The 14,600-nt window shown below is 36.2% G+C and carries 12 protein-coding genes; all 12 read right to left on the reverse strand.

Features of this window, described 5'->3' with window-relative positions:
- Positions 1-277 precede the first annotated feature (277 nt).
- Positions 278-1,585, reverse strand: a complete 1,308-nt coding sequence (locus MWH30_RS11745) for an IS1096 element passenger TnpR family protein (RefSeq protein ID WP_248664282.1) — start codon at positions 1,583-1,585, stop codon at positions 278-280.
- 157 nt (positions 1,586-1,742) lie between these two features.
- On the reverse strand, positions 1,743-2,513 hold the full coding sequence (locus tag MWH30_RS11750; RefSeq protein WP_248664283.1) for a nucleotidyltransferase domain-containing protein: 771 nt from the start codon (positions 2,511-2,513) through the stop codon (positions 1,743-1,745).
- 83 nt (positions 2,514-2,596) lie between these two features.
- Positions 2,597-3,151 carry an HD domain-containing protein gene (locus MWH30_RS11755; protein WP_248664284.1) on the reverse strand — a complete coding sequence of 185 codons (555 nt, stop codon included), beginning with the start codon at positions 3,149-3,151 and terminating at the stop codon, positions 2,597-2,599.
- Positions 3,152-3,200: 49 nt separating this feature from the next.
- Complete coding sequence (mntA, locus tag MWH30_RS11760) at positions 3,201-3,614, reverse strand: type VII toxin-antitoxin system MntA family adenylyltransferase antitoxin (protein WP_248664285.1); 414 nt, start codon at positions 3,612-3,614, stop codon at positions 3,201-3,203.
- A 146-nt stretch (positions 3,615-3,760) separates the two neighbouring features.
- The gene (locus tag MWH30_RS11765; protein WP_248664286.1) at positions 3,761-4,426 is read right to left on the reverse strand and encodes a LiaI-LiaF-like domain-containing protein; all 666 of its coding nucleotides are present in this window, start codon (positions 4,424-4,426) and stop codon (positions 3,761-3,763) included.
- A 144-nt stretch (positions 4,427-4,570) separates the two neighbouring features.
- The gene (locus MWH30_RS11770; RefSeq protein WP_248664287.1) at positions 4,571-5,932 is read right to left on the reverse strand and encodes a J domain-containing protein; all 1,362 of its coding nucleotides are present in this window, start codon (positions 5,930-5,932) and stop codon (positions 4,571-4,573) included.
- Positions 5,933-7,783: an Hsp70 family protein gene (locus MWH30_RS11775; protein WP_248664288.1), complete on the reverse strand. Its 1,851-nt coding sequence runs from the start codon at positions 7,781-7,783 to the stop codon at positions 5,933-5,935.
- Entirely contained in the window at positions 7,783-8,394 is a 612-nt protein-coding gene (gene grpE / locus MWH30_RS11780) for a nucleotide exchange factor GrpE (RefSeq protein ID WP_248664289.1), read from the reverse strand. The genes MWH30_RS11775 and grpE overlap by 1 nt, the downstream gene beginning before the upstream one ends.
- Before the next feature lie 222 nt (positions 8,395-8,616).
- Positions 8,617-10,329 carry an NADH-dependent [FeFe] hydrogenase, group A6 gene (locus MWH30_RS11785; RefSeq protein WP_248664290.1) on the reverse strand — a complete coding sequence of 571 codons (1,713 nt, stop codon included), beginning with the start codon at positions 10,327-10,329 and terminating at the stop codon, positions 8,617-8,619.
- Positions 10,316-11,557, reverse strand: coding sequence for a complex I 51 kDa subunit family protein (locus tag MWH30_RS11790; RefSeq protein WP_248664291.1), 1,242 nt, complete (start codon positions 11,555-11,557; stop codon positions 10,316-10,318). The genes MWH30_RS11785 and MWH30_RS11790 overlap by 14 nt, the downstream gene beginning before the upstream one ends.
- 16 nt (positions 11,558-11,573) lie before the next feature.
- Complete coding sequence (locus MWH30_RS11795; RefSeq protein WP_248664292.1) at positions 11,574-11,984, reverse strand: NADH-quinone oxidoreductase subunit NuoE family protein; 411 nt, start codon at positions 11,982-11,984, stop codon at positions 11,574-11,576.
- Between the two features lie 279 nt (positions 11,985-12,263).
- Complete coding sequence (locus tag MWH30_RS11800) at positions 12,264-14,507, reverse strand: sigma 54-interacting transcriptional regulator (RefSeq protein ID WP_248664293.1); 2,244 nt, start codon at positions 14,505-14,507, stop codon at positions 12,264-12,266.
- Positions 14,508-14,600: the final 93 nt, after the last annotated feature.

The following is a 14,600-nucleotide window of genomic DNA, read 5'->3' on the forward strand; positions in this document are numbered from 1 at the left end:
TTATATCATAAATAAAGGAGGATATTCAATTATATAGCATAATTTACTGGAGATTTTGACCTTTTTGCAGTAGAATCATATCTAGAAATAACTAAATAGATTCTAGAATCAATATTCTAAGATATAGATTGTGCAATCTATATTTCATTCTCATTAAAACTAGCTAAATAATTATCAATACTATTCTCCGCTTTTTTGTCTGGTTATATAAAGCCTTATTTAAAATATTACTGATTAAGCTTCTTCAATAACTTTAATCTCTGCGAATTAGCACTTATTAAAGATCTACTTTCTGCTTAATAATTACCGGTTCAACTAAATCCTCACCTTCTTCATCAATATCTTCCAGTCTAACCTTAAATCTTATTTCAGTTCCATAATCAAAAATATACAGAATTTCCTGCCCTTCCTCCAATCCTAAATAACCAATCTGAAAGTCACAGGTATCAGGGCCCTCATCCCGCGGATCACTAATAGAGTTCTGTGACCAGGCCTTGCCATCCATAAAGAAAGCATATAAATGATCCCCACCCAAATTAAAGACTTCCCTAATTACCCGGTGCAGATCCTCTAAAGTATGAGCAGCAGCAAATTCAACCCTACACCAGTTCTTTCTATTTAAAAGAATCTTGAAGATATAACTTCCGCTTTTAAAGCCCTCTTCTACTCGAGGTAATGTATTTTCCAGTTCTCCTTCACTAAACAGTGGAATAAATACCTCAATAAACTCCTCACCTTCCCAGTCATCATCCTCTTCGAGAATATCATTATCTGCCATCGGCTCCTCGCTATCCATCATAAAAAAGAAGTCCCCCCTAAAATCATCCTCATACTCTATCTGAAGTGGAGAACCTGCCTGACCCTTAAAGTCTCCTAGCTTTCTTCTCTGAGCCAGATTCCATAAATCTAAATTACGATGAGTTAACACATTCATCATCACCACACCAAAAGGACTTACTTCAACAGTCTCAGGAATATAAGTACTCTTACAATCATCATTCTGCTTCTTAAAAACAACCTTCCAAAAACCAAAATAAGCAAAATATAATAAGAAATATCCCCAGTAAAATAACTCTGAGCCTGCTATCTCTACTCTTAAATCGACCTCTTTTGCTGCAGATTGTTTAGCTAAAATATCATCAAAGTCTAAAAAATCTTCCACTAAAAGCGAAAAGTATCCTAAAGGATTATCACCCATACTTGCCTCCTGGAGCTGATCCCAATCACAATCAACCCAAAAGGTCTCCAATAAAAACATATACTTTTCTGTTAATGTTAACTCCTGATACTCTTCTAGTCGTTCTGTAGGGACTAAAAGTGATTTGCTACCCCTACTTTCTTTTTTAAATAGCTTTCCTGCTAAAACTAGGTGGTAGAATAAGTGCAAAACAGGGTAAATCCTCTGTCGACTTCTTTTGGTAGTATCGGGCACTGTATGATAGATCATTTGATTCATTTCATACAGGTCGGGCCCTCTTAGATTTTGATTTTTGACAGTTAATTGTATCTCATTTTCTTCTAGATAATTGATAAAGACTGGGAAGTCTTTCAAAATTGGAATTTCTTTTGAGATGGTTAATTTCATTTTCAACTCTCCTTTTTGATTAACGATTAGTACTAGATTGCATAATGCTTTCATAAAAGTCTAGTCAGATTTTAGTCCTTACGGCAACTATCCTAACACATAGAGTAGATATAAAATCCAAAAAATTCAAAAAGTTAGCTCAGGGGTTTAGCCGTAATTAATTCCAAGCCTTTTTTAAAGTATCTCTAAATATTTCATTTAAAACCAAAAAACTTATTTTATCTTTATCTTTTAAATCTTTAACATACTCCTGATAATAATTTATCTGCTCTTCTAAAAAATTATTGATAATATCAATTTTGGGTTCTATATCTAACTCTTCTCCTGCTCTCTTTCTTTCTAGTAACCTATCAATTTCCGAATATAATTCTGGATCTTCAACTTGAGTTTCAAGAAGCTTTTCAAATTCCACAGGAGCTATAGTCTCATTTGTTTCAAACCATTTGCAGGCCAGTATAGGTCTCAAAACATAGAAGTATTTTTTGATTTTAACTTGCCTACCTTTTAAATAATCTCTATAATTTCCCGCAGCCATATGTAAATAATGATAGATACAGGCTTTAGGCGAAAAATACTTGTTGCTTAATTCTTTCATTTTTTTCAAAAAAGAAAACTGTTCTAAATACAATATGGGCGACCTTAACCACTCCATCAAGGGTGGGTTAGATTTTCTGAATAAATATAAAGCTTTTTTGATATCCCAACCACTGATATCTAACAAATTATTAATAGGATACTCCAATACATCTCTTTTTTGCTCAATTGCTAAATACCACTCAATTGGCCGTATATAAACAAATCTAACATTATAATCGCTATCTTTTGAGGGAAATCCCCAAGCTCTACTCCCTGCTTCAACAGCAAATAGAATTTTCACATCTTCTTTTTTCTCTATTTCCTTCAACCTTTGCTTGATCTCTTCTTTCATCTCTATCTATTTCCTTCCCCAAATTTATTTTTCCTTTCAAATCATTATTAGCTTATAATTCGAGTTAAATTTTGCCCTACACTCTAAAACAGATATTCCACAGCTAGCTTAAACTGTTCATACATCTTAATTCCTTGCAGATCCTCTAAACTTTCAACTAAGCTTTGATAATACCATTTCTGCTTCTCATAGCCTCTATTAAATCTATCCCAGAGCTCATCCTCCACTCTCTCATAATCCCTAATCATACTCCGGATATTACTCAACTTATCAGCACAGGCTATCAGCTTTACCTCGTGCGGTGCTTCCTTTAAATAATTCACAGTATGTTCTTTGCGCTTTTCCCAAGAAGTATTATCTCTATCCTCTAGCTCTTCCGAAGCTCCCAGAACCAGTTCAACTATTCTATCATTAAATCTAGCTCTTAACTGCTCTTCGCTAAGCTCCGTATCCTCCAGTGTATCATGCAGCAAAGCAGCAGCTATTAACTCTTCATCTACGCCATCCTCCTGCAAAATCATTGCTACTTCCACAGGATGTACAATATAGGGGATATCCCTTCCTTTTCTCTTATCCCCCTCATGTTCTTTAGCAGCAAGCTCTAGGGCCCTAATCATCAACAAATTAGTACTTAGCATTTCAATCTACTCCTCTAGCTTCAATAATCGTCTTTTAACTACCTCTTTATCAACCATTCCTAAACCCCTTTCCTAGATTTTGCTCATAAAGATCATAAAAGTATTTCATATCCAGATAATCATCAACAACTCTACTCTCTCTTCTCACTCGTAGTTTATTTTTCTTGCCTATAATTAGTTCACCCTTGATTATCTGTTGCTTCAGCCTTAAATCAGCTCTAGAAAAAATAACCGTATCAACCTCAATTCCTAGTAACTCTTCTAACTCAGTAGCAACCTTTAATTTAAGATCGAAAGCAGCCATCTTATCTAACTCAGCTTTAAGCATCAAAGCCAGGTCAATATCACTATTCTGATTAAAGGTTCCCCGAATAAAAGAGCCAAAAATATAAACCGCTATTATATTTTTATTTTGCAAGCAATATTCTTTAATCACTCTCTTAATTTCTGCCTTGTTTAGCATATTTTATGTTTAACACTCCCTTGAATGCCTCTTAAATCTTTTCTCATAAACATCATAAATTTTTTCACTAAACTAATTATACCATAAAAACCCAAAAATTAAAAAGAAAAAATACCAGCTTATTAGCTGATATTTTAAAATTCCTACTATTGATTTTTAACTTCAACCCCCCCAAAGAGTAAAAGGCAGTTGACTACCAATGTCGGTGCTTCAGGATTATCATTATCCGCAGTATTATTATCCCAACCAGCGAAAATAGGTAAGCCTTTAATAACTACATTCCAACTTTCAGGAACAACAATTTCAATCCCACCAAAGGCAGCAAAAACATCGATCCTTGCCTCCTTGCCTTTAATCTCTGCTTTACTTAAGTCTATCTCCACCCCACCAAAAGCTACTATGCTACTGCCTCCCTTAAAATCCTTGCTGAGTAATCTATTATTTGCTCCGGAGAATAGATTAATTGTATTAAAAGAATCCTTATCTATCCCCTTACCTTGATCACCTTCAGGAAAAACAAAGTAAAGACCTGCTATAATAATTATCACTGGCCAAAATGAAAGATACTCAAAAATATTAAAATAGCCCAGTTTGCTAAGTTGAAATAAAAGCCCTACTATCAGCAGGATAATCCCACCCTTTTTAGCCGCAGGATTGCCCAGAATATTAAAAACACCTGCTAGAATTAATATCACTGGCCAATACATGGAAATAATAGCTCTAAGATCAAATTCAATTAGCCCTGCATTATTCATAATCAACAAAACACCAATTAAAACTAAAATCAAACCAATTATCTTTTTCTTTTTCATTATAATCCTCTTTTCCTCTGTTTATAGTTGTAAGATTCCAAATTTCTCCAGGTTATCTTCTAAGAGCTTAATCTTATCCATTACTCTTTGCTTCACTCAAATACTCCTTTCTTAATGCTTTTTCGTATTCTTGATAATATTTATTTATATACAACACTTCTTATACTTCTTGCCACTCCCGCAAGGACAGGGATCATTTCTGCCAACATCATCCTTCTTAACAACCTGTCCAGAATCTAACTTTTCATAATTAGAATCCTGATCTATACTCAATCGCTTCTTAAGCATAGATAACTCCTTTTCACCTAAAGAATCATAACTTTTTTCTCTAATCTCTAAGCATTGGTCTTCAAAAAGTTGATAAATATAAAAATCCCGTTCTCTTAAATAATCAATAGCATTTACATTCCATAAATACTCCTTTTCAAACTCCTTCATCTCATAGGAAGATGGAAAGTCCATATACATCTCAGGGCCCTCAGAATAAGCCCAGTCAAAAAATAGTTCAGCTAGCCGATAAAAAACAAAAGGAGATATCTGTTCTTCCTCAGCCATTGCTTCTAACTCTTGATCTGCTCTAACTATTTTTTTAAGTCTTTGCTTCTGAGCCGCTAGCCTGGAATCGTCTTTAAACTCCAGTAATACTTCTACTAAAAACAGCTGATCCCTCGCTACTCCATGAGCCTTTGCTTCTTGAATTACCTCCTCTAATCTATCAATCAAAACCTCTTTAATTTCCAAATTATCCTTAATCAGTTTGACATAATCGGCTGCTTGCCTAAACAAATCCTCCCTTTTATCCCATTGTTCATGCTTATTCAACAGGTAAATAGTATCCATAAAAAGTTCAAAATGATCATCAAAATTATCTAGCTCAGGTAAAGTATCAACCAATACATCCCAGAGCTTATCAAAGTCATTTAATTCATCATAAACAGGTATAGATAAGAAAGCTATTTCTATCTTTTGCTCTGGGAAAAGAGGCTTCATCTTTTCTAGTTCCTTAGAAGCTCTTGGGGTTAGTCCAACTTCCAATAAAAGCATAACCTTATTCATCAACACTAAAAATCTTTTACTATTCGGTGCTATCTCCTCAATCTCCGCAAACAGAGTTTCAAATTCAGAATAATTTTCTCGCAGCAAAGCAAGTTTAGCCTTCATTCTTAAAATATAAAGATTGTTCGCTGCTAGCTCCTCTGCCTTTTCAAAAGAAGTTGCTGCTCTTTCATAGTCAGAGCTTTCCATATGGTGAACAGCCTCGCCCAATAATTTAAGCGGCTTACCTTGATACTTAGTCTGCAAATCGTACTTGCTCCTATCAAAAGGATCCTTTAAAGTATCATAAGCCTCCCTAATCCTTTTAAAAGCCTCGGGATTTTCCTCTGGCGGAAATTGACGTACTCTCTCTAAGTACCTCTGCTTTATTAACTCATCATTGGCATTTGAATTGGTTCCCAGTACTCGGTAATAATTAGAAATCTCCAGTATCTCGCTAGCCTCTGTCATTTACTCCTCACCTCCTAATTCCTGCTGCATAATCTCTGCAAAGACTAAATCAACAGTCTCCTCTAACTCTTCATACTCAACTCCATCAATAGCCTCTTCCAACTTTGAAATAAGCTCTTCTTTTTTCTTGCTATCGTCTCTAAAAGTTTCTAATACTCGTTCCTTCAATCTTTTCGCTTCCTCTATCAATCCCTCTTCTGTCTCTATTTCTTCTACTAATTCATCAAAATCAACATCTTCTAATTCCTCCTCAGCAAATAAATCTCCCAATATCTCTGTTTCCTCTTGCTCTCTGTTCTCTTTAGCCTTCTTAAAGAAGTTCTCTAACTCCTCCACACTCTGTTGATAATCGCTTTCTGAATCTCTATCCAGTCCATCCTCAACTGTAATACTTACTTCTTCCCCAGTAGAAAGTAATTTAGCTCTAACATCCAAAATTCCATTTAAGTTATAGTTAAAACTGACCTCAATCTCTTCAGCTCCAGCTTCATTCTCCGGAATATCCTCCAACAAAAACTCTCCTAAGTAGTGATTCTCCTCAACCCATTCCCCTTCGCCCTGATAAATCTTAATACTGGCTGCTTCTTGATTGTCATAACTGGTACTAAACTTTTCCGTTTTAGTCACTGGAATAGTAGTATTACGTTCAATTATTTTAGCAAAGCCTCCCGGTCTATAACCTAAACCTAACCAACCTTTAAGCACCTCTACCCCCATCGAATAAGGTGCTACATCAGTTACTATTAATCCGCTTTCTCCTAAAGCACCGGACTTAAGTCCAGCCTGCACGGCTGCTCCTAGAGCTACTGCCTCATCAGGGTTGATTTCATAGTGAGGCTCCTGCTCAAAAAAGTCTGTTAATAACTCAACAACTCTAGGTATTCTGGTAGAACCACCTACTAATAAGATCTCATCTACTTCATTCTTTTCTAATTCAGCATCTACTAAGACCTCTTTTACACTCTCTAATGTATCAAGTAAGAGATCATCAATTAATTTCACAAACTCTTCTCGACTTATCTCTACTTCCAGACCAACTGGTTGATCATCCTTAACTAGTAAAGCACTAATAGATATCTTTACTTGCTCCTGCTCTGAAAGCTTTATCTTCGCCTTTTCAGCTTCATCCTTTAGCCGAGCAACAGCCTGCAAATCATCCCGGGGATCGACTCCTACATCTTCAATCACCTTTTGTGAAAGATAATCTATTAAGCGCCAATCAAAATCACTTCCACCTAACTGTCTATCTCCTCTAGAAGCTTTAACCTCCATTATTCCACTATTCATCTCTACAATAGAAACATCAAAGGTTCCACCACCCAGATCATAGACTAAAAAATGCTGTTCCTGATCAAGCTTATTTAAACCATAGGCCATGGCAGCAGCAGTAGGCTCATTGATAATTCTCTCTACCACAAATCCAGCTAACTCCCCCGCCTTTTTAGTAGCCTTTCGCTGTTGATCAGTAAAATAAGCCGGAACTGTAACTACTGCCTCCTTTTCTACCTCCGGGCCATATATCTTATCAACCGACTCCTTTAGCTTCTTCAAAATCAGAGCAGAAATCTCCGTAGGTGATAGCTCCTGATCAGCCAGTTCAATCTTCTCTTCTGCTCCCAGTTTACGTTTAACCTCAGCTACTGTTCGCTCTGGCATAGCCAACAAAGCAGATTTAGCATCTTCACCTACAATAATATCCCCCTCCGTACTGACGTGAACTACTGATGGTAATAATTTTTCTCCATTCTCAAGCTCAATAATCTCACTCTCACCCTCAAAAACCCTAGCCACAGCAGAATTTGTAGTCCCTAAGTCTATTCCCAACACTGGTCTAAATCTATTTTTACCCATTAGCTTCCCTCCTTGAAAATATTTACAATAGCTTTGCGAATAATTTCTCCCTGCTCATCTCTATAAGCCCTCTTAAAAATTTTTACAATCTCATAATTATTATACTCTTCACCTTCGGCAAGATCATCCTCATTCAAAGTATCAATCGCCTCGGCTAGCCTAGGGTTAAACTCTGTATTAGCAAGCTTAACTTCATATACCCCCTGCTTTGATAACTTCTTTAATATCTGCTCCCTCCATTTCTCTAATAGCTGCCGCCATCTATCTTGATCATTGCTGATCTTTGAAGTAATTAAATCAATCTCATCAACAAAAGAGATTAAAAAATCTATATTTTCATTTGCAATAGACCTTTCTTTTTGTATCTCCTCTTCTAATTCTTTAACCTTATCTGCTTGCGATCCTTCTTCTTTAATTCTATTCTCAATACTCTTTAATTTCTTTGCTAAGTCCTGATTATTCTTATACTGTAGTCGAATCATCTGCTTGCTATTATTATCTATCTCAACTACTTTATTATGTAGATCTTCCAGCCGCTCCTCTAAAATCTCTAGCTTATTCAATTCAGAACTCTCTTTTGACCATAGTTTATTCCATAGTTTCGATAGCATATATATCTATACCTCACTTTCCAACAATCTCACTTATTTAATTAATGATTAAAAAAACAATCTCCTGCTTAATTTATAGGCAATCCAATTATCTATCATTTTTTAAGTCTACTATATATAATACCATATTTAAGCCTCTTGAAAAACATAAATCTTTTAATTTTTAGATTATAATTCAAAAAAATAAGTCCACTATTGTAATAGTGGACTTAAACTACCCATTTAAATACTTCTAGGTATATAATGAGTATGGAGTAAATCATGAGACTTTTTAGCACCAGGTTCTCCCAAAAACTCTTCATAAATCGCTTTAATTTCAGGATTCTCATGAGACTTTCTTAACTTTTTCTCTGCATCAATCTGATAAAGAGAATTTAACCTCTTTTCTACTGTCTCCTGATTTGTAGGAACAGGTTGACCACCCCCGCCTACACAACCTCCAGGACAGGCCATAACCTCTACAAAGTGATACTCCGCTCCAGCTTCAATCCTTTCCATCAACTCTTTAGCATTTCCTAAACCATGAGCTACAGCAGCTTTTACAGTAAGCTCACCTATTTCAACCTCCGCTTCCTTAATTCCAGCTAAGCCTCTAAGCGTTTTAAAGTCCAACTTTCCTAACTCTTCTTCTGTAATTACCTCATAAGCAGTTCTCAAAGCTGCTTCCATTACTCCCCCAGTGGCACCAAAGATATCTGCTGCCCCTGAAGAAGCACCCATCATTTTATCAGCTTTCTCTTCAGCTAAGTTCATCATATCTAGGCCACTTTCTTTAATCATTCTGATTAACTCCCGAGTAGTAAGCACAAAGTCTACATCATCTTCCATCTCCAATCTACTAGCTTCAAACTTTTTGGCAGTACAGGGCATTACTGAAACTACTATCATGTCTTCAACATTAATACCATGCTGCTCAGCATAATAGCTTTTAGCAACTGCACCTAACATCTGTTGAGGGGACTTACAGGTAGAAAGGTGGGGTAGATATTCCGGATAAAAATGCTCTATAAACTTAATCCAGCCCGGACTACAGGAGGTAAACATAGGCAGCTTGCCCCCCTCTTTAATCCTACCTATCAGTTCATAGCCCTCTTCCATAATAGTCAAATCAGCACTAAAATTAGTATCAAAAACCCTATCAAAGCCCAATCTTCTTAAAGCAGCCACCATTTGACCAGTAGCAACTGTCCCCGGCTCTTCCCCAAAGCCTTCAGATAAAGCTACCCTGACCGAAGGAGCAGTTTGCACAACTACGAACTTACTATCATCATTCAGAAAATGCCAGACACTATTATAATGATAAGACTCATGTAAGGCCCCGGTAGGACAGGCGTGAATACACTGCCCACAATTAGCACATTCTACATTACCCATTCCCTTGTTTTTAAAAGTAGTGATTAAGGTTTCGGGCCCTCGATTAGCCTTAGTAAAGATTCCAACCCCTTGAATCTCTTCACACTTTCTTACACAACGGGTACAATCAATACACTTATTCATTTTTCTAACTACAGCATGGCTAGAATTATCATCATCATAGCGTTCATTAATCGAATCTAATCTACTCTGATCAATCTCTATTAGCTCTGCAATCTCCTTTAATTCACAGCTAATATTCCAGGAACAGTCAAGACAGTTTAATTCACAGCCTATATTATGGGAAGAGATAATTAATTCAAAGATATTCTTCCTTACTCTTCTCACCTTTTCAGAATGAGTCTTAATCTCCATTCCTTCTGCAATTTCAGTAGCACAAGCAGGTTTTAAATTCTTTTCTCCTTCAATCTCAACTACACATAATCTACAGCCACCATAAACCGATAGCTCTTCTAAATAGCAGAGAGTAGGTATATTGACTTGAACCTCCTTAGCAGCTTCTAAAATAGTAGTTCCCAACTCTACTTCTAATTCCTCTCCATCTATTTTAATTTTCGGCATCTTCATTCCCCCTTTGCAGTACTTCAGCTTGATAATTATCAAAAATAGAGTTAATAAAGTTTGAAGATGTTTGTCCCAAACCACACCTTGCAGATAAAATAATAGTCTCACCTATAGACCTAATTAACTCTATCTCCTTTTTAGTAAAGCCGCCTTTTTGGACAGCCTTTTTCAATAAATAGTTTAACTGCTTATTGCCATCTTTACAGGGAAAGCAAGTCCCACAGGTTTCATCCATGAAAAACCTAGAAACATTAACCATCAAGTCCAATAAACTATGAGTATCATCTAAGACAATAATTGCTCCCGAGCCTAGACTACTACCAATTTCTGCAATAGCTTCATAACTATAATCAACATCCATTTTTTCAGCTGGAATAATTGAAGTGGAAGCACCGCCAGGGATTATAAACTTCAATTGCTCATCATTTTTAACTCCTTGACCAAGCTCTTCAATAATCTCTCTAATTGTCAATTCTCCAAACTCCACCTCATAAACCCCAGGTTTAGAGATATCTCCGCTTAAACAGACTAGCTTAGTTCCCTTACTTTCTTCAGTTCCTAAAGCCCCATATTCTTCAGCTCCTAAATCAATTATCTCCCGGGCCGAAGTTAAGGTTTCTACATTGTTAACTACCGTAGGTTGACCAAATAAGCCACTTTGAATAGGATAAGGAGGTTTAGTACGTGATTTACCCCGCTTACCTTCAATAGAATTCAATAAAGCAGTCTCTTCACCACAAATATAAGCTCCTGCCCCTTTAATTAAACGTAAATCAAAATTAAAATCACTATCTAAAATACTTGCCCCCAATAAACCTTCATCATAAGCATCTTTGAGCACCTTAGTAAAAATCTTGATCGGCTTACTATACTCACCCCGAATATAAATATAACCTTTATTAGCCCCTACAGCATAGGCAGCAATAATTATCCCCTCTAGAACTTTAAAGGGTACATTTTCCATTAAATAACGGTCTTTAAAAGTTCCGGTCTCTGCCTCATCAGCATTACAGATCAGGTACTTATCATCGGCCTCTTCAGCTAATGCTAACTCCCACTTAAGTCCTGTAGGAAAGCCAGCTCCCCCTCTTCCTTTTAAGCCAGCTTCTTTAATTTCTTTAACTACTTCTGCCCCTTCCATAGTTAAAGCTTTTTCTAAAGCAGAAAAATTATGCTCAGTAATATCAGTAGTAGCTTCTTTTTTTAATAGTTGCCGTTCTCCCATTTTAATCTTCCCTCCTTTATTTACATTCTTTTAAGATATTTAAAGCCTTCTTTTCATTAAGTTGAGTAAAGGTTTTATTATTAATCATCATCACCGGGCCCTCGCCACAATGCCCTAAACACTCCACCACTTCCAAGCTAAACTTCTTATCTTTACTAGTCTCTCCGTCTTCAATTTCCAAATAATCCTGAACCGCCTTTACTAAATCTTCCGAATCATTAACATAGCAAGAAAGGCTATCACAAATTCTGACAATATACTTTCCAGTAGGCTCAGTATAAAACATAGAGTAAAAACTAATCACCCCAAAAACCTTAGCCCGAGAAATATCAGCCTCTTCAGCTAAATTAGAAATTTCCCTTTCTGGTATATAGCCATAAGTATCCTGTAAATTATGCAATTTCTCCAAAAAACTAAGCTCTTCCATTTGAATCCCTCCCTTAAAATTACTAAATCTTATTTATTCTATTTAAAAATGCAAGTTTTATGCCATTTCCCCAAAAAATCCAAAAACACCTCTCAAGCCTAGCCTGAAAATAAGTGTGTTTTCTCACAATCACCTTCAAAAAATAATAGTTTTCTGAATTTTCTTGAAAAATGTACGAAAAATGCACACTTTTTAAATGAGATGAATTTCACTTACCAACATGGTAGTTGCTTAGGCCTTCAAATTTAAAAGTGTCTAGTTTTCGTGCATGTACGAAAACTAGACACTGGTTTTTAGGCTATATTTACTTATTTTTTTATATAGAGTTGAACGAGAAATCTCTAACAAATTAGCTGCCTGTTTTTTATTCCCCTTAGTTGTTGTTAGCGCTTTTTTGATAGCCTGTTTTTCAACTTTAGCTATCAGTTCAGCCAAGGGCCCTATTTCTCCCTCACTCGTTAAAGAAGAATTAACACTATCTTTTTGCAAAATATAATCAGGTAAATGCTCCACCTTAATTATATCCTCAGCAGTCAGGCTAAAAGTTTGCATAATTATATTTTCCAACTCCCGTACATTGCCCGGCCAGTGGTACTGCATCAACTGATTTAAAACTTCTCTAGATAGCTTCTTTCTCGGTAATTGCTGTTCAGCAATTAATTTAGTAGTAATATGATCTATAATCATCGGTAAATCTTCTATCCGTTCTCTCAAAGCTGGAGTGTAAACAGTAATCACATTAAGCCGATAATAAAGATCCTCTCTAAACTGGCCCTCTTTGACCATCTGCTTTAAATTACGATTAGTAGCAGCAACAACTCGCAAGTCTATATTTATCGTTTGATTAGCACCAACTCTCTCTATCTCCTCTTCTTGTAACACTCTCAATAAATCCGCCTGCATTCGCAAAGACATATCACCTACTTCATCAAGAAAGATAGTTCCCTGATCAGCTAATTCAAATTTACCCTTTTTACCACCTTTTTGAGCACCAGTAAAAGCCCCCTCCTCATAACCAAATAGCTCTGCTTCTAATAAACTTTCTGTCATAGCAGCACAGTTGACCTTTACAAAAGGGCCATTCTGGCGTGGACTAGCATTATGAATAGCATGAGCAAACATCTCCTTACCAGTCCCACTTTCACCAAGAATTAATATAGTTGATTTAGTTTGAGAAGCCTGTTGAGCCTTAACCTTAGCTTCCTTAAGCTCCACACTTTGTCCCTTGATATCCTTAAAGCTATACTTAGTTTCCTGACTTCGAGATAGCTTTTCTTTATAGTAATCAGCCTCTTCCTGAATCTGGGCTAAGAGATAAGGTAGGCACATTTCAATTTCTGCTAAACCTTGATAAACAGCTATTGCTTTTTCTCGACAGCTATCATAACCACAGGCCCCACAGTTCAATTCATCACTGGGAGTAACCTTATTTGTATAAGTCAAGATCTCTTTAATCTCTTCTTCACTGGGCAGCTCTAACTTTAATAAGGAGGCTCCAAATTTACTTTTTAAATCTAATTTACTTTTGAGTGATTTTAATTTTTGACTAAGCTTAGCCGAAGATTCTAAACTTTCTTGACTACTATTTAAATACTCCTTAATAAATCTTTCCCTAGCAAATAAAGAGTAATCACTATCTATTTTAGGGCCATCTATACAACCAGCACAGAATAATATATCCAATAATTTAGCCTGTACCTCTTCATTTAAAATCCCAGTTATTAGTTCCAGGCAATTCTCACTACCTTCAGTAACTAAAATCTCCTCTCCACTATAGCTCTCTAAATTAGCCGTTAAAGCTCCCGATAAAGCAAAATCATCACTATACTCAAAATCAGTCTGATTAAACTCTGTTTCTGCTAAAGAAGCAAGCTCCAACCCTTCCTCTTTATACATTTCCTTAAGTTCTTTAAAAATCAAAACTGCATCTATGCTGGCAGCAAGCTCTTTTCTTTCCATTTCTGCTTTTTTGGCTATGCAGGGCCCTATAAACACTACTTTAAACTCTGGGTTTTCTTTTTTAATAATACGGCCCGTAGCCACCATCGGCGAAACAAAAGGCAAAAGATTGGGCACTAAAGCCGGATAATGGTTCTCAATCAGATTAACTACAGCCGGGCAGGCACTACTAATTAAGTTTTTCTGCTCCGATTCAATTAAGTATTCTTCATATTTCTGAGCTATTATTTTAGCTCCCAGAGAAACTTTATGAACCTGGCTAAAACCTAACTTATATAAGGCAGTCACCAGTTGCTCAGCAGTACAGTCTGTAAAGGAAGCAACAAAGGAAGGAGCTAAACAGGCCACCACTTCCTCTTGATGGTTAAGCCAGCTTTTAACTCTACTCCGATAGCTTTTAGTTTCTCTAGCATTTTGAGAGCAAACAATCAAACAGTAACCGCAGTTAATACATCTTTCTTCTACTATTTTAGCCTGACTATCCTTAACTTGAATGGCCTTCACAGGACATTGACGCACACAAGCATAACATTTTTGACATTTAGTCCCATCAATTTGGATCACTGTAGCCAACCTGATCACTTCCTGTTGTGTTATTTTGTTAATAGAATATCCATTAACAATTTAAATCTTTGCACTTCACCTTAATTTTTCAAT

It is taken from the genome of Fuchsiella alkaliacetigena, assembly GCF_023227765.1.
Taxonomy (GTDB): Bacteria; Bacillota; Halanaerobiia; order Halobacteroidales; family Acetohalobiaceae; genus Fuchsiella; species Fuchsiella alkaliacetigena.

Bases quoted from the DNA above. Each gene is read 5' to 3' on its own strand.
- MWH30_RS11775 (WP_248664288.1), bottom strand. From the start codon at position 7,783: ATGGGTAAAAATAGATTTAGACCAGTGTTGGGAATAGACTTAGGGACT.
- grpE (WP_248664289.1), bottom strand. From the start codon at position 8,394: ATGCTATCGAAACTATGGAATAAACTATGGTCAAAAGAGAGTTCTGAA.
- MWH30_RS11785 (WP_248664290.1), bottom strand. From the start codon at position 10,329: ATGCCGAAAATTAAAATAGATGGAGAGGAATTAGAAGTAGAGTTGGGA.
- mntA (WP_248664285.1), bottom strand. From the start codon at position 3,614: ATGCTAAACAAGGCAGAAATTAAGAGAGTGATTAAAGAATATTGCTTG.
- MWH30_RS11755 (WP_248664284.1), bottom strand. From the start codon at position 3,151: ATGCTAAGTACTAATTTGTTGATGATTAGGGCCCTAGAGCTTGCTGCT.
- MWH30_RS11790 (WP_248664291.1), bottom strand. From the start codon at position 11,557: ATGGGAGAACGGCAACTATTAAAAAAAGAAGCTACTACTGATATTACT.
- MWH30_RS11750 (WP_248664283.1), bottom strand. From the start codon at position 2,513: ATGAAAGAAGAGATCAAGCAAAGGTTGAAGGAAATAGAGAAAAAAGAA.
- MWH30_RS11770 (WP_248664287.1), bottom strand. From the start codon at position 5,932: ATGACAGAGGCTAGCGAGATACTGGAGATTTCTAATTATTACCGAGTA.
- MWH30_RS11795 (WP_248664292.1), bottom strand. From the start codon at position 11,984: ATGGAAGAGCTTAGTTTTTTGGAGAAATTGCATAATTTACAGGATACT.
- MWH30_RS11745 (WP_248664282.1), bottom strand. From the start codon at position 1,585: ATGAAATTAACCATCTCAAAAGAAATTCCAATTTTGAAAGACTTCCCA.
- MWH30_RS11765 (WP_248664286.1), bottom strand. From the start codon at position 4,426: ATGAAAAAGAAAAAGATAATTGGTTTGATTTTAGTTTTAATTGGTGTT.